Here is a 21,012-nt window from a genome sequence, read left to right as displayed (position 1 = left end):
TGATTAGCCCTTCTGTTTTGTTTATCAAAATCACTTACCTATACTTGAAAACCAATTATCATCATAATGAAAAAAACACCTTTAAAATTCATTGGAATAATGCTTTTCCACTTGGCTTTGATAAGCAGTATAAGTTGTTCGAAAACCACGGCAGGAACAGATCCAGCTCCGAACAAACCTTTGCCTGTTGAAGATCCGAAACCAACAACGGTCAGCCATCAAGGAAGCAAGTTCCAGATTCCATTGGCTGGAAATTCCTTTGTGACAAGCCCGGCATCAGGTTATGCAGAAAACATCCATAACCCCAATGGTTTAAAAAACTGGAACAGTGCGAATAGCATCATCAGTACCTATGTGCGGTTTAAAACGGCTGGTAAAATTGTTCTTTCCTTGAATGCAAGAACCTTGAACAGTGGGGAAAGCAGTGAAGCTGAAATCAGCATCAACAATAAGAAAGTAAAAATCAATTTGACGGAATCGACCTTGAAGGAGATCATGGTTGGCGAATTTGATGTACCTGCTGGATACGTTAAAATTGATCTGCAAGGAACCAAGAAATCAGGCAGTAATTTTGGCGAAGTTAGCGAAATGACCATTTCTGGTTCAGCCACAGCGGCAGGTTTGGTCTATTCCAATAAGGCAAGTTTTTACTATTGGGCACGAAGAGGACCTTCCTGTCATTTACAATATACGATTCCAACCACAGAAAGTGTTTCCTATTTTTATTCGGAGGTGATGGTGCCAACTGGTGAAGATGCCCAAGGCTCCTATTTTATGGCCAATGGATTTGCAGAAGGTTATTTCGGATTCCAGGTAAACTCGCCGACCGAACGTAGGATATTGTTTTCGGTTTGGAGCCCTTACAATACCGATAACCCGAACGACATCCCGGCAGACCAACGCATTACTTTGAACAAAAAAGGTAGCGATGTATATACGGGAGAATTTGGAAATGAGGGTTCTGGAGGCCAGAGTTACCTGAAATATAATTGGAAAGCTGGAACGACCTATAGATTCCTTTTAAAAGGGGAGCCAGACGGAACGGGAAAAACCGATTATACGGCTTGGTTCTATACACCAGAAACAGAGAAATGGAATTTGATTGCCAGTTTCAAAAGACCTAAGACAAACACCTATTTAAGGAGTTTCCATAGTTTCCTGGAGAATTTCAATCCTTCCTATGGTCATCAAGGAAGACAGGCCCATTACCAGAACCAATGGGTTAGGACAACTGCAGGTACCTGGTTAAAAGTATCCGAAGCAACATTTACGGTAGACGACACCTACAATAACCAACAAAGGGTTGATGCCATGGGCGGTACCAATGCGAATGGATTCTTTTTGAGGAATTGTGGATTCTTCAATGATTATGTAGCACCCGGCAAGAAATTCAGCTATATGAATCAGAAAACAGCGCCCAGTATAGACTTTACTAAACTCCCTTAATAATGTGAACTGGTTGCCCTAAAAAAGCAGCCAGTTTTTTATTATATTTACCTATATGATACATGTAGCTTGCGCTTTAATAGAAAAGGATCAACAAATATTAATTTGTCAACGATCCGCATCCATGAAACTACCGTTGAAATGGGAGTTTCCGGGTGGAAAACAAGAAGAAGGCGAAAGCCTGGAGGAATGTCTGCTCCGAGAAGTAAAGGAAGAAATCAATTTGGATATTTCGATAGAACAAGCATTGACCAAAGTGGAATACCATTATCCCGACTTTTCCCTAACCTTATATCCTTATGTTTGTAAATTGAAAGCCGGTGAACTGAAGGTGCTGGAACATGAGCAGGTTATTTGGGTTGATCAGACGGAATTGTTCCGGTATGATTGGGCGAATGCCGATCTTCCGGTGATCGAAGAATATATACGAACAAGGAGGTAAAATTTACCTCCTTGTTACTATTCAATTTCAATTTTAGATTAATTGTCTCAACGCTAATTCGTAAGCCCTGGAAGAAAGATGGGTCTTTCCATCTCCCCCCTGCTCCTTGATCTTCTGTAAGGCATTTCCAATCACTTCAGAAACATCGTTAAATAGGGATTCATCCGAAATCTCCACATTGGGTTGCATCAGGAACGCAAATACACGAGCCATACCACAGTTGGCAATAAAATCGGGGATAACAGCCACATGGTTGTCGGCATATTCCATCACCGGACCATAAAAGATCTCACGGTCGGCAAAAGGGACATTGGCTCCAGAAGCGATTACTTCCAATCCGTTTTCAACCAGCTGATTGATCTGCTCTTTAGATACCAATCGAGAAGCTGCAGCTGGAATGAAGATTTCTGCCCCAGTAGTCCAAACTTTATCATTGATCTCTTCGAAAGGAATTAATTGGTCTGCCCTAAGCGCATTCCCATCTCTATTTAAGAAAAGGGACGTAATTTCCGCTTCTGTAAAACCTTCCGGGTTCAATAAGCCACCAACACGGTCAATGATTCCCACCACCTTAACGCCTAGTTTGCTCAGGTAAAAAGCAGCGGCAGCGGCTACATTCCCCCATCCTTGGATGATGGCACGTTTGCCAGCGATTTCTCCATCAAATAAACGGTAATAATGTTTTACAGATTCGGATACTCCCCAACCGGTAATCATATCGGCAATCTTGTATTTACGTTTTAAATCGGGGCTAAAATTATTATCATCCAAGACTTTGGAAACACCGTATCTTAATTGGCCAATTTGATGGATTCTACCGTTCTCACGTACATCAAAATGTCCATTCAACACCCCTTCTTGCGGGTGCCAAAGACCATATTGTTCGGTGATCGGAATCACATCATGGATTTCATCGATATTCAGGTCACCACCTGTTCCGTAATAGTTTTTCAAAAGCGGGGTCACCACCTTGAACCAACGGTTCAACACATCCTGTTTTCTAGGGTCGGAAGGGTCAAAATTGATTCCTGATTTGGCACCGCCAATAGCCGGACCTGAAACAGTAAATTTAACCTCCATCGTCTTTGCCAAGGAAACTACTTCATTCTTGTCCAAGCCTTTACGCATACGGGTACCACCTCCGGCAGCTCCACCGCGTAAAGAATTGATCACTACCCAGCCTTCAGCTTCGGTTTCCGTGTCTTTCCACTCGAATACGATCTCCGGTTGTTTCTCTTCAAAGGTCTGCAATAAGCCCTTCATAATAGTTTGATTCATTTTAATAATTGCCTATAAATTTCCTCTTAGCTCCTGCTCTCTTTCAATCGCCTCAAAAAGGGCTTTGAAGTTACCTGCTCCAAAACTTTGAGCGCCTTTACGTTGAATAATTTCAAAAAATAAAGTAGGACGGTCTTCTACAGGTTTGGTGAAGATCTGTAATAGATAACCTTCTTCGTCGCGGTCAACCAATATTCCTAGATCTTGAATGATCTTGATCTCTTCATCGATTTCCCCTACGCGATCAGGTAGCATATCGTAGTAAGCTTCTGGTGGAGCACCTAGAAATTCTACTCCTCTGGAACGAAGCTCCTTTACGGTTTTCACAATATCGTGTGTGATCAAGGCAGCGTGTTGAACGCCCTCGCCTTCATAGAACTCCAAATATTCTTCGATCTGGGATTTTTTCTTTCCTTCGGCCGGCTCGTTGATCGGAAATTTCACATAGCCATTTCCGTTGCTCATCACCTTACTCATCAAAGCAGAATATTCTGTGTTGATCTGCTTATCATCAAAAGAAAGTACATTGACAAAGCCCATCACATCCTGGTACCATTTAACGGTTTCGTCCATACGATCCCAGCCCACATTACCTACACAGTGGTCTACGTATTCCAAACCGGTTGTTGTTGGATTATAATCACTTTTCCAAGCTACGAATCCAGGCATAAATGCGCCGGTATAGTTCTTACGTTCCACAAATAAGTGAACAGTTTCTCCATAGGTATAAATACCAGCCGTTCTCACTTCGCCAAACTCATCCGTCATTACCTGTAATTCCTGGTAAGGTTTCGCGCCTCTTTTCACGGTTTCTTCAAAGGATTTTTGGGCATCATCTACCCAAAGAGCCAAAACTTTTACCCCATCACCATGTTTTTTCACATGTTCAGAAATGGGATGGTCTGATTTAAGGGCCGTAGTCAACATAATACGGATCTTTCCTTGTTTCACAACGTAAGAAGCTCTATCGCGAACGCCAGTTTCTGGTCCGGCATAAGCCTCTGATTGAAAACCAAATGCGGTTTTATAATAATGGGCAGCTTGTTTGGCATTTCCCACGTAGAACTCGATGTAATCAGTTCCATTGATCGGTAAAAAATCTTGCGCTTTAGCAATCTTTTCTGCGAATGTCTGTGTCATATCTTTTTTATAAAGTGGTTTACGAATTAATCCAAGAAATATAATAGTCAGGATCCTCAATAGCCAAAGCTTCTTCCGTCATCATCAATGGACGGAAAGGATCGATCATGACGGCCAGTTCTTCGGTTTTGGTTTGGCCTATACTTTTTTCTACTGTTCCAGGGTGTGGTCCGTGCGGAATTCCACCTGGATGTAGGGTAATCTGTCCTCTTTCCACCGATTTACGGCTCATGAAATCCCCATCCACATAATAAAGGACTTCATCGGAGTCCACATTGCTGTGGTTATAGGGTGCAGGAACAGAATCAGGGTGGTAATCGTACATTCTAGGGCAGAAACTACATAGGACGAAGCTGTTTGTTTCAAAGGTTTGATGTACAGGAGGTGGTTGGTGCAACATACCGGTAATCGGCATGAAATCATGGATAGAAAAAGCCCATGGGTAATGATATCCATCCCAACCAATGAAATCAAATGGATGGGTGGCATAGACGTAAGGATAAATCAATCCCTGTTTTTTGATCTTTACCTCAAAATCACCTGTTTCATCGTAGGTCTTCAGATTGGAAGGACGAACGATATCACGCTCACAGAATGGAGCATGCTCCATCAATTGCCCATGTTCATTGCGGTATCTTTTTGGGGTTTTGATGGGTTCAAAGGATTCAACAATGAATAGGCGATTATCTTTAGTATCAAATTCAATCTGATAGATGGTACCCCTTGGGATCACGATATAATCGCCATATTTAAAAGGGATCTCCCCGTATCCAGACTTCAATTTACCGGTACCTTCATGGATGAAAATAATCTCATCTGCCTGGCTGTTCTTGTAAAAATAATCGGTCATGGATTCCTGTGGAGCGGCCAAGGAAATATGAAGGTCTGAATTGACCAGCACCGGCACGCGGCTCTCCAGGTAATCTGCGGTTGGCTTAACCTGAAACCCTCTTAAACTGGTATGTTTTAAATGCTTTTCACGTGCTATTTTAGGCGAAACATCATAAGGTTCGCGAATTTCTTTTACTAGGGTTGGTGGATGGCAATGGTACACCAAGGAATAGACACTTGAAAATCCATGCGTAGAAACGAGTTCTTCTGCATATAAATTACCGTCAGGCTTCCTGAAAACAGTATGTCTTTTTGAAGGGATTTCTCCCAATTGATGATAGATTGGCATAATTTAATTTTTATTATAAATGGAAAAGGGACTAACCTTGCGAGCTAATCAATGATGGAAATAATAAAATTAGGGTATTAGTATTGAGCAAAAACAACCTCTGCCAATAGTGCTTTCGCAAATGGCATCAATCCTAGGCTATATATCCTATGTGATTTTTTAAAGTTGTTCATAATTGGGACTTATGACTCAAATATAAGTTTTATAATCTTATCTTTACAGAGATTTCGAAAAAATATTTGACCATATTTAATATATTTTCTTGGAAATCCTTTTTTAAATTAACCAAATAAACATATTCGTGCAGTAATATTGCCAATTAAATGAAGATTGTAACTTATCGTGAGAATCAGGCTGAAAAATTAGGTCTTGTTGTAAAACATAAAATATACCCCTGTCTTTCTTTAGACCCAAACCTTCCCAGCAGCCTTTTGGAATTATTAAAACAAGGTGATGAAGGCCTTGATCCCTTAAAACTTTATCAAGAACGTATTGAACTGGGAGAATTCCAGGAATTAGGAATTCTTTTGGAAGAAGCTGAATTATTAGCTCCACTACCCAACCCTCCCTCCTTTCGGGATGCTTATGCTTTCCGGCAGCATGTGGCCACTTCCAGGGCGAACAGAGGCTTGGAGATGATCCCAGAATTCGATCAGTTTCCGGTGTTCTATTTTTCCAATCACCAGGCTATTCAAGGCCCAGGAAAGGTGTATGGCATGCCAAGGCATTTCGAGCACCTCGATTTTGAATTGGAGGTAGCCATTGTAATCAATAAAACGGGAAGAAATATTAAGGCGTCTGAAGCTGATGAATACATAGGCGGCTTTATGATTTTGAATGATGTCAGTGCCCGAACCCTTCAGATGGAGGAAATGAAGTTGAACTTAGGGCCGGCCAAAGGAAAGGACTTTACGAGTGCATTTGGACCCTATTTTGTGACCAAAGATGAATTGATTGGTTTTCTTAGAGATCCTAAGGAAGGGCATGTGGGAAACACCTACAACCTGAACATGACCTGCAAGGTGAATGGCACTTTACTATCCGCTGGTAACCTTTCGGATATGGATTGGACTTTCGCCGAAATCATCGAACGGGTTTCCTATGGGGTTACCCTTTATCCAGGTGACATCATAGGCTCAGGTACTGTTGGTACAGGCTGTTTATTGGAACTGAACGGAACCGGAAAAAGAAGCAATCCGGATTATCAGGAGCAATGGCTGAATCCGGGTGATATCGTAGAGATGGAAGTTACCGGATTAGGTGTGTTGATCAATGAAATGGTCTTGACAGAAGAATAATTGTAAAATCACATATAAAAAAAGATATATGCTATTTAATGAAATGAAAACCTTTGATCGTGAAAATCATGGTCCCATTTTCGATAGTCTGATAAAATATGCTGTTGCGCCGAGACCTATATGTTTTGCAAGTACGGTAGATAAGGATGGAAATCCGAACCTGAGCCCATTCAGTTATTTTAATTTTATGTCTACTGAACCTCCTATCTGTGTATTTTCTCCATTGACGCGGATGCGGGATGGAAAAGATAAGCATACCTTGAGCAATATCAAGGGAGTGCCAGAGGTGGTAATCAATATCGTGAATTATCCGATGGTTCAGCAGCAATCTCTTGCCAGCACAGAATACGATAAAGGGGTCAATGAATTTGAGAAAAGTGGCTTTACGCCGTTGAAATCCCAGCATATCAAACCAGCACGCGTAGCGGAATCGCCGGTACAGTTGGAGTGTAAGGTGCGTGAAGTCATCAATCTGAGTCCAAATGGTGGTGCTGGAAACTTGGTGATTGCGGAGATCATCTGCATGCACATCAACGCCAACCTTTTGGATGAGGATAATAATATGGATCAGGCCGCATTGGATCTGGTTGCACGCTTAGGCGGGAATTGGTATTGCCGCGTAACGGAGGAAAACCTGTTTGAAGTTCCAAAACCATTACGAAAATTGGGTATTGGTGTCGATCAATTACCGGAACATATTAGACAGTCGAGTATCTTAACGGGAAATCATCTGGGCCTATTGGCAAATGTGGAGTCCATTCCTGAAAAGACAAACGAATTGGAATCAGATGCGCATATCAGTTCGCTTCTGGAGATGTGGTCTTCCGATGAAACCCAATTGCGAAATGAGCTTCATCGTTATGCCGCTGAAGTTTTACTGGAAGAAGATGTAGAACGCGCTTGGCAGATTCTATTATTGAGCTAAGGTTTTTATTAAGCTAATTCCAGATTGATGGGTTGCGTTTCTGCTAAATGCAATCCATCTTGAACCAATTTTTCCAGTTCGGGATTGTCCTTTACACGTTGTTCTAAGGCTTGTTTCACAAAAACTCCCAATTCATTGAATTCAAAATGTATGGTCAACTCGTAAAGTTCCACTAGAGCCAACCAATCTTCCGGAAAGGAGATTTTCACCTCTTCATATAATTCGAATAAGGTAGACTCTTGGGGATTACCTTCTCTGATACTTCTTAATAACCTGTAGATCTCATTTAATCGCTCTGCTTGAGGTTCTGCCTTCGCTTTCTCCGTTTTAAGTTCGGTGACTTTTACTTCTGGCTCGTAGGCAAACTTATCCGCAGCTCCTGCAAATACAGAGGTAATCTCTTCCCCTACCGCCATATCATAAGTTCCCCAAGCTGGCTCGAACAAGACTTGGCCTGTTGGTTCATGGATTACTTTACAATGTTCAAAACTGATCAGAATTAATTTATTGTCTTTAAAAAGCAGTGATTTCACCACGCCATTGACCAAAATTCCAGATTTGAAATATAAGGTAGCTGCATCATCCTGAACAATGCCCATTGATCCAAGCTCATCAAGCGTGCAATCTTCTAAAGGCTTTTTCTGCTTCAACAGGCTTCCTACGGGTGAACTGAATCCTTCAGCGTGGTAAGTCTTTCCGTGTCCATCCAATTGTTTTCCATCAAAGGCCAAGGCCGTAGGGCCATCTGTTTTAACTGCAATTAGCTCCTCAGCATCTAAAAATGGCACAAATCTTCCTGAAACTTGGATTCCTGAACTGTATTGAACTGTACAGATATTTTCGCTTCCGATCGCCCGTTCCAATCCGAGTTTTCCCCCGATTTTAAAAGCCATACCAGCTGCAAATTCATCAAGCACTTCATAGGCCTTATGGAAATCCTTGGTTACAAAAAGTTGAGGCTGAGGTTTGGTAATGTCGTAACTATAATTGATGGCATCCAAACTATATGGCAGTTTTAAAACATCGGGCTGAAGACACGTAGCACTTTCACCGATGGATGAAAGCAAACCTGCCCCATAAATCTTATAATCATCAACAGAGCCTATTAATCCGTATTCTACCGTCCACCAATGCAAGCGGCTCAATAAGGTCATTTCGGAGGGTTCGCCCATGTTCGAAAGAACTTGATCCAAATGCTGTGTGGCTTGTTCGATCTCGGCCTCTGTGGCTTCTTCACTCTCCTTCAGAATGGAGAGGTTTCGAATTGCTTCATATACTTCAAAATCTTTGGCTGAGCTGATGGCTTTCGAACCAATCTCCCCAAAATATTGCAGATAGGCTGCATATTCCGGTTCGCCAATAATAGGTGCATGGCCAGATGATTCATGAATGATATCTGGTGCAGGGGTATAGGTAATATGGTCAATCTGACGGATATCTGCTGCGATGACCAAAACATAATTGGCTTGGAATTCCATAAAAGCTGCAGGAGGAATAAAACCATCTACCGTGACAGCTCCCCAGCCTATTTTTTTCAAACTATCATTCATCAGTTGCAGATCTGGAATCCGCTCGATGGATAATCCGGCAATTTTTAATCCTGGGATATAAGGGTAATAAGCAACGTCCTTTAAATAGGCATAATTCTGCCGCATCACATACCTCCAAATCGCTTGATCTATAAAACTGTATCGGCTATAATTCTGTTCTACAACATATCTTGATAGATGTTTTGGGAGCTTCTCAAGTACTGGATTATTATAGGTTTTCATTCGTTATCCGTTTAAACAAACATAAAAAAATTTAACCGCACAAGCCAAAAAATAATTATAAAACCATTTTTTTACTGCTTAAAGCGTATTCATTTCATTTTCCTACTTTTGCAAAACTTCTTCAGTTTATTAATTGTTATCCTGAACGAGTATTTGCTTCAAGCAGCAAATAAATTATGTTATTATGGAGGAAAATCTCAGACTATTTGATCTGGCTTTTAGACAGCCGGATCTATACCCAAATCTTTCCATCATGTCGCGTAAAGTGGCTGGAGAATGGAAAAATATCGCATCAACAGACTTCATTCAAGAGGTAAACAATCTTTCCAGAGGATTGGTTGAACTTGGGGTAAAACCAAATGAAAAAGTTGGACTGATTGCTGACTCCAGTTTGGAATGGCATATCATCGATTTTGCAATCCAACAGATCGGTGCAGTAGTGGTGGCTATCTACCCCAACATCACCGATACCGATTATCAGTTCATTATCAATGATGCCGAGATCAAACTCTGTATCGTAAGCAATAAAGGGTTATATAAACGTCTAGAAGCCATTAGGGAATCTGTTTATACCTTAAAGTATATCTTCTGTATTGAGGAACATCCTGAGGTGAGGAATTGGCAAGAGATATTTAAGGTTGGGCAACAGGTACCAATGGCAAAAATTGAGGAACTCCGAAATCAGGTTCAATCCTCCGATCTGGCTACCTTGATTTACACCTCAGGTACGACGGGTAAACCTAAAGGCGTTATGCTTACCCATAGGAATATTATTTCCAATGTAGAAGCTGCACGTGAAATAACCCCCTGCCAGGCATATGATCGCGCCTTAACCTTCCTTCCTCCCTGCCATGCCTACGAAAGGATGGTTATTTATACCTACATGTATATCGGTATCACCATACATTTTGCGGAATCCTTAGATAAGATCGGACAGAATATCACGGAAGTGAAGCCGCATATTATGACGGCTGTACCGCGTATCTTGGAAAAGGTCTACGAGAAAATCATGAAAGCAGGGTTGGATTTAACCGGTTTTAAACGCAAGATATTTGATTGGGCAGTTGAAATAGCGGAACAATATGATCCGAATCCGGAAAACAGGTCGTTTGCTTATAACCTCAAACTTGGCGTGGCCAAACGTTTGGTATTGGATAAATGGTACCAGGCGCTTGGCGGGCATTTGAAAACAGTAGCATCAGGAAGTGCGTCGTTACAGGCCAAATTGGCCCGTGTATTTCTCGCTGCCGGAATTCCTTTGTATGAAGGATACGGTATGACCGAAGCTTCACCCCTGATTTCTGTAAACCACTACATCAAAGGTATACGGATCGGTACGGTAGGTCCAGCAGTAAAATATGTGGAGATCAAATTGGCAGAGGATGGTGAGATTCTGGTGAAAGGTCCGAATGTAATGCAGGGATATTATAAAAATCCGGAAGAAACGAAGAAAACCATTATCGATGGTTGGTTGCATACAGGCGACATTGGAATTTGGGAAGATGAGATTTTCTTGAAAATCATCGACCGTAAAAAGGAAATGTTCAAGATCTCTGGTGGGAAGTATGTAATCCCACAGCCTATCGAAAAGAAATTATTGGAATCCAATTTTATTGAACAGGCGATGGTAATCGGTGATGGACAGAAATTCGCATCGGCTTATATCGTTCCGAATTATGCCCATTTACAGGATTGGAGTAAAACGGAAGCTCCTGAATTGAAAAATCTTCCAAAAATAGAGTTTCTGAAACAGCCTCAGGTATTGAGAAAGATCAATAAGGAAGTTCAAATGGCGAACCAACATTTTGGTAATTGGGAACAGATCAAAAAGCCGATTATTTTAGCAAACGAATTTACGATTGAGGATGGAGAATTGACCCCTACCCTTAAAATGAAGCGTAAAGTTATCCTAGAAAAGTACAGGAAGGAATTTGAGGAGCTGTACCATACAGAAGCCTAAAGCTTAACCTATATTTAATGGTTATATAATCCTTTCTTGATATACATCAATGGATTTCTATGGTGATAAGGTTATTTTTGTTTTATTAAAACAAGAACAAAACATCCATAGAAATCCATCGTTATTAAGATATGAAACCTCAATTTATAGAAATTCCTCTAGTAAAAAACGAAGAACAACATCGATTTGAATTAACCTTTGAAGGCCACATTGCTTTTATTGATTATAAAGAAACGTCAAGCACTGTTGCATTGATCCATACCGAAGCACCAGCAGCATTGTCAGGAACTGGTGCAGCTGCTGCATTGGTGGAGAAAACCCTGCAACATATCAAGGAAGCTGGAAAAACGGTATCTCCTTACTGTCCATATGTTTATGCTTTTATCAAAAAGAATCCAGTATGGAGATCCTTGGTATCGGAAAGATTTCCGAAGTATAAGGAATTGATGGAAGAAAATTCCTAATCTTTTGAATTAGCTGTATAATCCCTGTGACGAAAATCACTTTTCAGGATGACGAGGGAAACACAAATCTCAAGTTAAATTTCCTTACATTTGTTTAACGATTGATTTATTATGTTTTCTAAAGCGTGTGAGCATGGATTGAAGGCAATGATCTATATTGCCAGTAAATCCATGGAAGGTGAGCGAGTTAAAATAGGTGAGGTTGCTGAGCATACAGGAACACCAGAAGCTTTTACGGCAAAGGTGTTGAGTACCTTGTCGCGCCATGAATTACTGCATTCCATCAAAGGACCTTACGGCGGATTTGAAATGGATCAACAGCAGATGCATCAGGTTCGCCTAGCAGATATAGTGTCTGCCATCGATGGCGACAAGCTATTTGAAGGTTGTGCCTTAGGATTAACTACCTGCAATGAAGATAAACCCTGCCCCATGCACAACAGCTTTGTGCAGATTCGTACCGATCTTAAAAGCATGATGGAATCAACCAGTATCTATGATTTAGCAACCGGATTAATCTCCGGTGAAAGCATCCTAATTCGTTAAAGAACATGAAACCAGATATTCAGCATTTAGATGATATAAAGATCCTCGTAGACAAGTTTTACGATCGTATCCAACGTGATGAATTATTGGGACCGATTTTTAATGGGATTATTCAGAACCGTTGGCCAGAACATTTGGAAAAAATGTACCGCTTTTGGCAAACGGTGCTTTTAGAGGAGCATACGTATTATGGTAGCCCCTTTCCCCCACATGCTAAAATGCCTATCAATAAAACTCATTTTGACCATTGGATAGGTTTGTTCTCCAAAACGGTTGATGAACTTTACGAAGGCGAAAAAGCCGAGAAAGCCAAATGGCAAGGCGAAAGAATGGCGAGCATGTTCCAGTTCAAGATCGCCTATTACCAAGAAAACAATTTCAAACCTTTGACTTAAGGAGATTTATTTCTTTTTTGGTACCCATTCCTTGAAAAAAGCCAACACCTTACTTTCATCATAGCTTGCTCCACTTTCAAGATTTCCACTCTCACGAACGGTAAGCACCTTCCCTGTTGCATCCATCACAATAAAGAATGGATAACCAAATTCTTTTCCCTTTCCAGGCGCATATTTATTGAAAACCGCTTCGTTCTTGTTTTCTGGGGAGTAATTCAAATGATAGTATACATAATTGTCTTTGATCAAATCCGCAACTGATTTTGTTTGATGGATGTAATCATTAAATCTCAAACACCATACGCACCAATTTCCACCAGCTTGAATCACAATATTCTTTTTCTCTTTCTTCGCCTTAGCAATCAATCCATCAATATCCTTTTGCGCATCTGCTTTCGGATCATAAGGCTTTTCCTGAGCTACATCCTTCTCAACGGGTTTCTCTTGGGCATTAATCGCAACAGTTGGAATTACAACTGCCAATAAACATATTCCTAATAGCCCTATTAATTTCTTTCTCATGGTAAACTCATTTTTTTATTTCCAAAAACTAATTTACACATTCTTCCTTAAATTTGGCCCAGTTTAACAGCCCTTAACAAAGCCGTATGTACTATTCCAACTTCCTTTTACTCCACTCCTATTTCCGTTGGATAGTTATCATCGCTTTAATTTATCAAATGATATGGATATACCTAGGGCATCGAAACCAGAAGCCTTTTACGAAATCCGATCAGCGCATATTAATTATCCTATGCATGATCTTCAATATACAACTGCTTTTGGGCTGGATGCTCTATCTTCAAAGTCCAATGGTAGCTTATTTTTTCAAGGAAATACCAAAGTCTATCAAGCTTAGGGAAGTTCGGTTTTTCGGATTGGAGCATGTAACCATGATGAGTATCTCGATCGTCTGGATGAATATATGCTCATTTCAGATTAAAAAATACATCGATAGCAAGAAAGGGTTCAGCTTTTTGTGGAAACGCTATATCTGGATCTGTCTATTTATCCTTGCTTCCATCCCATGGTCTTTCTCCCCTTTAACCAGCAGACCAAATTGGCGATAGAAAATAGTTGATAAACTGAAAAACAGAGGTTAAAAGGATTATCCCCAACACGATATACTTAAACACACGTTCGGAAGTTCTTTTCAAGATCAGTTTCCCAAGATAACTCCCCAATATACTCACGATGATCAGAAAAGGGATCAACACGATGTATTCCTTCGGAAAATACCCTTGGGAAACATAGATAACGGCTCTACTAAAATCCACCCCTAAATCAATAAGTGAAGAAGTGGCAATAAATATATCCTTCGGCAAGTTGAACGCCGCTAAGGTAATCCCTCTTATCGCCCCGCCGGTTCCTACCAATCCGGCGAAAAAACCAGAAATCATCCCTCCTAGATAAAGATTCTTGTTTGTCTGGGCCAATGGCTTATTGAACCGGAATAGCAAAAAAATAGCCAATGCAGCTATAAGGATATTCATCCCCAATTCCATTTCCTTAACCGGAACATATTTGGTCAATAAGGCACCAATGATCACAAACAACACCGCTGGTATTCCCAATTTGATCGCGATATCCTTATTGATACCTTTTCGAAAAAGGGTAATCTTAGAGATATTACTAAAAACATGAAATACCGCTGTAATACTTAATACCGCTTTAAAATCAAAGAACAAAGAGGACGTTGGCACAAACAGAATGGAAGATCCAAAACCCGATACCGTACCGATAATTTCGGTGATCAACGCCAGAATCAGAAAGATCAGGTATTTCTCCATATGCTAATAAAATCCATGCGGCAAAGATAGCATATGTTCTCTGCAGTGATTTTCGATTTACCGAAAATCAATAGATAAAATCAGCTGCTATCGCCATCCACCACCCAACGAGCGGTATAGATTCACATAAGATTCCAAATGTTCCTGTCTTAATTCCACCAAGCCCAGATCAGAGTTCAATGCATTACTTTGGGCCGTAATAACCTCAAGATAGGTCGCATATCCACCCTTAAATAAAAGATTAGCATTCTGAACTGCTTTTTGCGAGTTCTCTACTCGCAATCGGGCATATTCCAACTGTTCCCGCTGCTTCTCCACCGTGATGACCGCATCGGATACCTCGCTCACGGCTTCCACTACAGTCTGCTGTAAAGAAAGCTCTGCTTTATCCCGTTCCAATTTCGCCACTTCCCATTTGGTTTTCAACGATTTTCGCTTGAAGATGGGCGCCGTTAGGTTAGCACCAATCCCTCCCAGTAAAGCTCCTGGAATGGAGAACCAATTCTTCGGCAACATGGCATTTACCCCAAATTCTCCCCCTAAGGAAAGCGAAGGATAGCGCATAGCCTGTTGGATGTTCGCATTGGCATTGGATGCAATCAATTCGAGCTCTGCTCCTCGAACATCGGGGCGATTTCGAAGGATTTCAATCGGGCTACCTAAGGAAATATCCTTGTTCTCCGCAAATAGATGCTCAAAGCTGGTACCCCGCTTTATCCTATCCGGCATCTTGCCCGTTAAAACCTGAAGGGCATTTTCCTGAATCAAAATCTCCTTCTCCAATTCAGGCACCAATGAAGCAGCAATCAATCGTTGCGATTCCGTTTGCTGTATACCCAAGGCCGTAATCTCTCCCGCTTGGTATTGTAGTTCCAGCATTTTCTTGGTACTATCGTTCAAGGTTACATTGCGCTTTGCCACCTCGATCTTCGCATCCAACATCAACAAATTGAAATAACCTTTTGCTACGTTGGCAATCAAATTAGTCTGTATGGCATTCCGAACTTCCTGAGAGTTCATAAACTCCGCATTCAATTGATCTTTGGCATTGCTGATCTTGCCCCAGATATCGATCTCCCAGCTAAATCCAATCTCTGAACCAAATTGAGAAAGATAGGTAAACATATTTTCTGAAGCTTTGGTTCCATGCTTTTCATACCATTTAGATGAAGGACCAGAACCAAAATCCTTGGAGCGCCATTGTTTGTTCATGCTGCCAATGGTGGCATCCACTTCCGGTAGATAATTATATTTATTCTGTCTCAATTGCTTACTAGCAATCTCTATATTCAACAAAGCCGTTTTCATATCATAATTATTGACCAATGCTGAATCGATCAATTCCTTCAAAGTAGGATCATGAAAGAAATCCTTCCAGGAAATATTACTGATACTGGAAGTATCCGCAAAATAGGATAAGGTATCTCCGCGGAACTGATCCGGAAGATTTAATGTCGGCTGGGTATATTTTTCGCCGACCTTACAACCTTGCGCAATTAGTAAACACAAACCAATAAAACCCAACCCAATACGATGTATGCTTAATATTTTCATTTATTCTATTCTTCCTCTGTTTTAAATTTATTTCTAACCTGCTCATCCAAAGTCTTAAAGACCACAAAGAGAACAGGAATTATGAATACGCCGAATACTGCTCCGAAGAGCATACCACCTGCAGCACTAAAACTGATGGAATGATTTCCTATTGCCGAAGGTCCTACGGTCCACATCAAGGGGATCAAACCGGCGATGAAAGCCAAACTGGTCATCAGAATGGGTCTTAAACGTAGCTTAGCTCCATCAATGGCCGAATCAACAATGCTCATTCCTTTTGATCGTTCATGGACAGCAAATTCAACAATCAGAATCGCGTTCTTTGCCAATAATCCGATCAGCATGATCAAACCGACTTGCACATAAATGTTGTTCTGAAGACCAACAATCCCAATAGTCGCATAAACGCCAATTAATCCTACAGGGATGGATAGTAATACCGCCCAAGGCAGGATATAACTTTCATATTGCGCCGCCAATAGGAAATACACAAAAAGGATACTTAAGGCAAAGATCAATACGGTCTGAGAACCGGATTGGCTTTCCTCAAAACTCATCCCTGTCCACTCGTAGCCATAGTTGCCAGGCAGTTTTTCCTCCGCCAGTTTTTCAATTGCGCCCATGGCGTCGCCCGTACTGAACCCTTCTGCCGGTTCTGCATTCACCGTAATCGCATTATAGAGGTTATATCGAGTGATAGTTTCCGGACCTACGATTTTATCTAAGGTCAAAACTGTATTGATGGGCACCATTGCTCCTTTATCATTCCGAACAAAGATGGAGTTAAAGGATTCTGGATCCTTACGGAAATCAAAATCAGACTGTACATAAACCCGATATTGTCTACCAAATCGGCTAAAATCAGATGCCTGAACACGGGCGAAATAAGATCGAATGGTCGACATCAAGCTGTTGATGCTCAATCCCAAGGATTTTGCTTTCACCACATCGATATTCACTTCGTATTGCGGGAAATTGGATTTAAAACTGGTATAGGCATTCCCGATTTCGGGCAATTGATTCAATTCATTGATAAAGGAATCGGCAACCACATTAAAATCCCGTATATCACCTCCCAATCGATCCTGAAGCACCATTTCTATCCCTGCAAAATCCCCGAATCCTTGAACCGTAGGCCTTGGGAAGACCGTAAATTTCGCTTCGTGCAATTGGGAGAGATCCTGACGGATCGTGTCCATAAAAGCTTTGATACCTTTGATCTTTTCCCGTTCGGCATGCGGCTTTAAGGTGATGTATCCTGCCGCAAATGCCGGACTGGAACTACCATCTAGCGCATTATACCCCGAAACGGTGGTCATTCCTTCCACATCCTCATGGCGTTTCAGAATAGAATCTGCCATTCGTAGGACTTCGGTGGTACGAGCAAGGGAAGCTCCGGGTGGCATCGCCAAGTTATAGGTAATAAACCCATCATCTTCCGTCGGAATAAATGCTTTAGGTGATTTCATCATAAAGAATGCCCCCAAAGCCGTAATCAATATCAATCCAGACCAAGCCACTTTCTTATTCTTGATCAATTTAGAAACACCTTCCACATACTTATTGGTCATTCGATCAAAAGAGGTATTGAAAGCGGTAAAAAAGCGTTGCTTATATTTGTTGAATTTGTTCTGTTTTTTTCCGATTTCCTTTTCATCTTCCGGAGCCTTCAACAACAAGGCACATAAGGCCGGACTTAAGGTCAAGGCGTTCAGGGCAGAAATCAAGATGGCAGTCGCCAAGGTATAGGCAAATTGCCGATAAAAGATACCTGCAGGACCTTCCATAAACCCTACCGGCAAAAATACCGCTGCCATCACCATGGTTATGGATAAGATAGCGCCAGTAATTTCCGACATGGTGGATATGGTTGCTGCTCTAGCTTTTTGACCCGTATGATGCATCTTACTATGGATGGCCTCGACGACCACAATGGCATCATCCACCACAATACCAATGGCCAGAACGAGGGCAAACATCGTCAGGACGTTCAAAGAGAAGCCAAACAATTGCAGGAAGAAGAAAGTACCTACCAGAGAAACCGGTATAGCAATGGCCGGGATCAAAGTAGAACGGAAATCCTGCAAGAATATAAACACGATGATGAATACCAAGATAAAGGCCTCAAATAAGGTGTGTTTTACCTGCGAAATGGATTCATCGATCTGGTCGCGCACCGAATAGGTAATATCATAATGTATACCTTCGGGAAAGATCTTCGATTGCTCCTCTAAGACCTTCCGAACCGCCACATCAATATCATGGGCATTCGAACCACTGGTCTGTGTTAAGTTTAGGGTCAATCCTGGATTCCCATCCACCTTATTATCCGAATTGAGGTTGGTTGCACCAAATTCCACCCGGGCAACATCATTTAGATACAGCACCGAACCATCCTTATTGGTTTTTATGACCACATTCTGGAATTCTTCAGGCTGATTGAACCTTCCCTTATGCTTGATCACGGTCTCGAAAGCCTCTTCAGAGGTTTCCCCGAATTTACCGGGTGCAATCTCAAAGTTTTGGTCCTTAATGGCATCCGTTACATCTTTCGGTACTAAATTATAAAGGGCTAATTTTTCAGGATTCTGCCATACGCGCATGGCATAATCCCGCGCACCTAATCGAGAGACCTGGGCTACCCCATCCACCCGTAATAAGGGTCGCATGAGGTTAATCTGGGCAAAAGCCTGCAAGAAGGTCTCGTCGTAAACCGAATCCCGATGATCGGAATATAGGTTGATGGTCATGATGACCCCACTCTGCCGCGGCATAGTGGTAATACCTGCTTCATTCACTTCTGCTGGTACAGCACTGATCGCTTTGGAAATCCGGGTCTGCACATTCACAGATGCAACATCCGGATTGGTTCCGGTCTTGAAATAAACAGTAACCGAACCAGATCCCGAGTTAGAAGCCGTGGACTTGATGTAGGTCATGTTTTCTACCCCATTGATGGCTTCTTCGATGGGTAATAATACGGATTTGGCGACGGTTTCCGCGGTTGCTCCCGGATAACTTAATGATACCACCACACTTGGCGGCGCAATCTCAGGAAAGCGGGTAACAGGTAATAACTTCAACCCGACAAGTCCTAAAATCACCAATATGATCGATACAACCGTTGCTAGAACTGGGCGATTGACGAATGTTTTTAACATAAATAGTAGTTAGGGTTGGACAAAGAAATAGCTGCCCCCATTTGCATGGAGGTCAATTATTTCTTTATCCTATGTTTAAGAATGAGATTATTGTTGCTTAGCGATCGGTTGGATGATGGATCCATCGGTAAGCTTGTCAAATCCACTGAGGATGACGCGATCACCTGCAGCGAGACCTTCGGAGACAATATATTTGTCCTTACTTTTTCCGGCCAGTTTGATGTTCCGCCTTTGTGCTTTATTGTTTTTATCGACCACAAATACAAAGGTTTTATCCTGCAGTTCGCTGGTAGCTACTTGAGGGATCTGCAACACCTGCTCTTTCACCTCTGAAATCTTTAAGGTCCCGGTACTTCCTGAGCGCAGGATATTATTCTGATTCGGGAATGTGGCACGTAAGGAAATTGCTCCTGTGGTTCTATCCACTTGGCCATTTACCGCATCTACCGTTCCTTTGATAGGGTATTCCTCCCCATCTGCCAACACCAAGGTTACTTTGGGAAAGGTTAGGCGTTTCTGTTTATCGTAAGCTCTTCCTTCCATACTGTCCTTCTTGGCCTGCGCTTTGGAAAAATAGAGGAAGTCGGATTCGTTCATCGCGAAATAAACATATACTTCTTGAATATCGGAAAGGTTGGTCAAAGGCTCTTTATCGCCTTTGCTAACCAGGTTTCCGATCCGTTTTGGAATACGGCCGATATAGCCGCTCACTGGAGCTTTGATCACGGTAAAATCCTTGCTCAATTGCGCTGATCGCACCTCTGCTCTCGCTTGGTCTACCCCAGCTTTTGCTACTTGGTAATCGGATTGGGCAGCAGCCAAACGAACATCAGAGATGACTTCGTTGTCTACCAAAGGCTTCAATCGGTCTACTTCCAATTGGGCATTCTTTAATTTGGCTTCGGCTACGCGGGCACTGGCTACCGTATTGTTCAGGTCTTCCTGATAAAAAGAAGGGTCGATCTTGAACAATCGCTGCCCCTTCTGAACGAAGGAACCTTCATCGACATAAATTTCTTGTAATAGACCTTCCACCTGCGGACGAACTTCTACATTGACCTTTCCTTCAATGGTACCTAGATAGTCTTTTACCGTAACAGCATCAGCTTGTTCTACGGTGTAAACCGGAAGGGCTAATGCTTTTGAAGAGTTTGTTTTTTCTTTTGATTTACTTTCGGAACAACTGCTGAAGATAGCCACTGAACCGATTACTAAAATGGATGCTTTTAAAATGGATAAATTGAGTTTCTTCACAATAATTAATTTGATGATGTTTGTGCTTAAAAATTCATGATGGAACTGCTTCGTAATATTTTTATTACACTTCCGTATTATTAACGTGATTTTTAACAATTATTGTACCGTTTAACATTTGTTAACAGGTTAAATAATAGTTAAAGGTTGATGATTGATTGTTTAAACAACCATAACTGACTGGGAATCAGATTTTAGTTGTTAATCACGTCATTGCGAGGAAATTTGCGTCATTGCGAGGAACGAAGCAATATTTAATCACGTCATTGCGAGGCTCCGCGTCATTGCAGGCTCCGCGTCATCGTAAGTTTGTAAGTAAGTTATAGGAATTAAAGAGACAGAATATAATTTTGTATTTCATTTAGGATACAGCGAGAGAGGGAGTAAGATTTTTAATCGTCATTGGT

Annotated in this window: 18 protein-coding genes; 9 read left to right on the top strand and 9 right to left on the bottom strand. The window is 41.5% G+C overall.

Features of this window, described 5'->3' with window-relative positions; genetic code table 11:
- Positions 1 to 66 precede the first annotated feature (66 nt).
- Together VJ786_RS14835 and VJ786_RS14830 are read left to right on the top strand one after the other, a co-directional pair.
- Positions 67 to 1,446 carry a DUF3472 domain-containing protein gene (locus VJ786_RS14835; RefSeq protein ID WP_336557979.1) on the top strand — a complete coding sequence of 460 codons (1,380 nt, stop codon included), beginning with the start codon at positions 67 to 69 and terminating at the stop codon, positions 1,444 to 1,446.
- A 55-nt stretch (positions 1,447 to 1,501) separates the two neighbouring features.
- Complete coding sequence (locus VJ786_RS14830; RefSeq protein ID WP_099367033.1) at positions 1,502 to 1,888, top strand: (deoxy)nucleoside triphosphate pyrophosphohydrolase; 387 nt, start codon at positions 1,502 to 1,504, stop codon at positions 1,886 to 1,888.
- A 33-nt stretch (positions 1,889 to 1,921) separates the two neighbouring features.
- Here the strand turns inward: VJ786_RS14830 and VJ786_RS14825 are convergent, their stop codons facing one another.
- From VJ786_RS14825 to VJ786_RS14815, 3 genes are read right to left on the bottom strand one after another with little or no spacing between them, the layout of a single operon-like run.
- Entirely contained in the window at positions 1,922 to 3,166 is a 1,245-nt protein-coding gene (locus VJ786_RS14825; protein ID WP_257213769.1) for a Glu/Leu/Phe/Val dehydrogenase dimerization domain-containing protein, read from the bottom strand.
- Positions 3,167 to 3,178: 12 nt separating this feature from the next.
- Positions 3,179 to 4,306, bottom strand: a complete 1,128-nt coding sequence (gene hppD, locus VJ786_RS14820) for a 4-hydroxyphenylpyruvate dioxygenase (protein WP_099367043.1) — start codon at positions 4,304 to 4,306, stop codon at positions 3,179 to 3,181.
- Positions 4,307 to 4,325: 19 nt separating this feature from the next.
- Positions 4,326 to 5,486, bottom strand: coding sequence for a homogentisate 1,2-dioxygenase (locus tag VJ786_RS14815; RefSeq protein WP_099367031.1), 1,161 nt, complete (start codon positions 5,484 to 5,486; stop codon positions 4,326 to 4,328).
- A 323-nt stretch (positions 5,487 to 5,809) separates the two neighbouring features.
- Here VJ786_RS14815 and VJ786_RS14810 point away from each other — a divergent pair, with 323 nt between their 5' ends.
- Positions 5,810 to 6,784, top strand: a complete 975-nt coding sequence (locus VJ786_RS14810; protein ID WP_099367030.1) for a fumarylacetoacetate hydrolase family protein — start codon at positions 5,810 to 5,812, stop codon at positions 6,782 to 6,784.
- Between the two features lie 43 nt (positions 6,785 to 6,827).
- Positions 6,828 to 7,709 (top strand): flavin reductase family protein, encoded by an 882-nt coding sequence (locus tag VJ786_RS14805; protein ID WP_099367042.1) that lies wholly within the window; start codon positions 6,828 to 6,830, stop codon positions 7,707 to 7,709.
- An 8-nt stretch (positions 7,710 to 7,717) separates the two neighbouring features.
- Here the strand turns inward: VJ786_RS14805 and VJ786_RS14800 are convergent, their stop codons facing one another.
- Positions 7,718 to 9,481, bottom strand: coding sequence for an aromatic amino acid hydroxylase (locus VJ786_RS14800; RefSeq protein ID WP_099367029.1), 1,764 nt, complete (start codon positions 9,479 to 9,481; stop codon positions 7,718 to 7,720).
- Between the two features lie 184 nt (positions 9,482 to 9,665).
- On the opposite strand from VJ786_RS14800, the gene VJ786_RS14795 reads away from it, so the two are divergent.
- The 4 genes from VJ786_RS14795 (at position 9,666) to VJ786_RS14780 (ending at position 12,846) form a co-directional block, all read left to right on the top strand.
- Positions 9,666 to 11,441, top strand: coding sequence for an AMP-dependent synthetase/ligase (locus VJ786_RS14795; protein ID WP_336557978.1), 1,776 nt, complete (start codon positions 9,666 to 9,668; stop codon positions 11,439 to 11,441).
- A gap of 131 nt (positions 11,442 to 11,572) precedes the next feature.
- Positions 11,573 to 11,905: a GNAT family N-acetyltransferase gene (locus tag VJ786_RS14790; RefSeq protein ID WP_099367027.1), complete on the top strand. Its 333-nt coding sequence runs from the start codon at positions 11,573 to 11,575 to the stop codon at positions 11,903 to 11,905.
- 111 nt (positions 11,906 to 12,016) lie between these two features.
- Complete coding sequence (locus VJ786_RS14785; RefSeq protein WP_336557977.1) at positions 12,017 to 12,451, top strand: RrF2 family transcriptional regulator; 435 nt, start codon at positions 12,017 to 12,019, stop codon at positions 12,449 to 12,451.
- A 5-nt stretch (positions 12,452 to 12,456) separates the two neighbouring features.
- Entirely contained in the window at positions 12,457 to 12,846 is a 390-nt protein-coding gene (locus VJ786_RS14780; protein ID WP_099367025.1) for a group III truncated hemoglobin, read from the top strand.
- Between the two features lie 6 nt (positions 12,847 to 12,852).
- Here VJ786_RS14780 and VJ786_RS14775 read toward each other — a convergent pair whose 3' ends face one another.
- On the bottom strand, positions 12,853 to 13,368 hold the full coding sequence (locus VJ786_RS14775) for a thioredoxin family protein (protein WP_099367024.1): 516 nt from the start codon (positions 13,366 to 13,368) through the stop codon (positions 12,853 to 12,855).
- 236 nt (positions 13,369 to 13,604) lie between these two features.
- Here VJ786_RS14775 and VJ786_RS14770 point away from each other — a divergent pair, with 236 nt between their 5' ends.
- Positions 13,605 to 13,916, top strand: coding sequence for a hypothetical protein (locus tag VJ786_RS14770; protein WP_144038147.1), 312 nt, complete (start codon positions 13,605 to 13,607; stop codon positions 13,914 to 13,916).
- Here the strand turns inward: VJ786_RS14770 and VJ786_RS14765 are convergent.
- The 4 genes from VJ786_RS14765 to VJ786_RS14750 all read right to left on the bottom strand — a co-directional run bounded on the left by VJ786_RS14765 (position 13,890) and on the right by VJ786_RS14750 (position 20,605).
- Positions 13,890 to 14,636 carry a sulfite exporter TauE/SafE family protein gene (locus VJ786_RS14765; RefSeq protein WP_099367023.1) on the bottom strand — a complete coding sequence of 249 codons (747 nt, stop codon included), beginning with the start codon at positions 14,634 to 14,636 and terminating at the stop codon, positions 13,890 to 13,892. The genes VJ786_RS14770 and VJ786_RS14765 overlap by 27 nt on opposite strands.
- 87 nt (positions 14,637 to 14,723) lie before the next feature.
- Entirely contained in the window at positions 14,724 to 16,190 is a 1,467-nt protein-coding gene (locus VJ786_RS14760) for an efflux transporter outer membrane subunit (protein ID WP_336557976.1), read from the bottom strand.
- Positions 16,191 to 16,195: 5 nt separating this feature from the next.
- Entirely contained in the window at positions 16,196 to 19,351 is a 3,156-nt protein-coding gene (locus VJ786_RS14755) for an efflux RND transporter permease subunit (protein WP_336557975.1), read from the bottom strand.
- 87 nt (positions 19,352 to 19,438) lie between these two features.
- Positions 19,439 to 20,605 carry an efflux RND transporter periplasmic adaptor subunit gene (locus tag VJ786_RS14750; RefSeq protein ID WP_245153212.1) on the bottom strand — a complete coding sequence of 389 codons (1,167 nt, stop codon included), beginning with the start codon at positions 20,603 to 20,605 and terminating at the stop codon, positions 19,439 to 19,441.
- Between the last annotated feature and the right edge of the window lie 407 nt (positions 20,606 to 21,012).

The sequence above is a fragment of the Sphingobacterium tenebrionis genome (genome assembly GCF_037126265.1).
GTDB classification, from domain to species: domain Bacteria; phylum Bacteroidota; class Bacteroidia; order Sphingobacteriales; family Sphingobacteriaceae; genus Sphingobacterium; species Sphingobacterium tenebrionis.
This window is presented reverse-complemented; position numbering and strand designations above follow the sequence as displayed.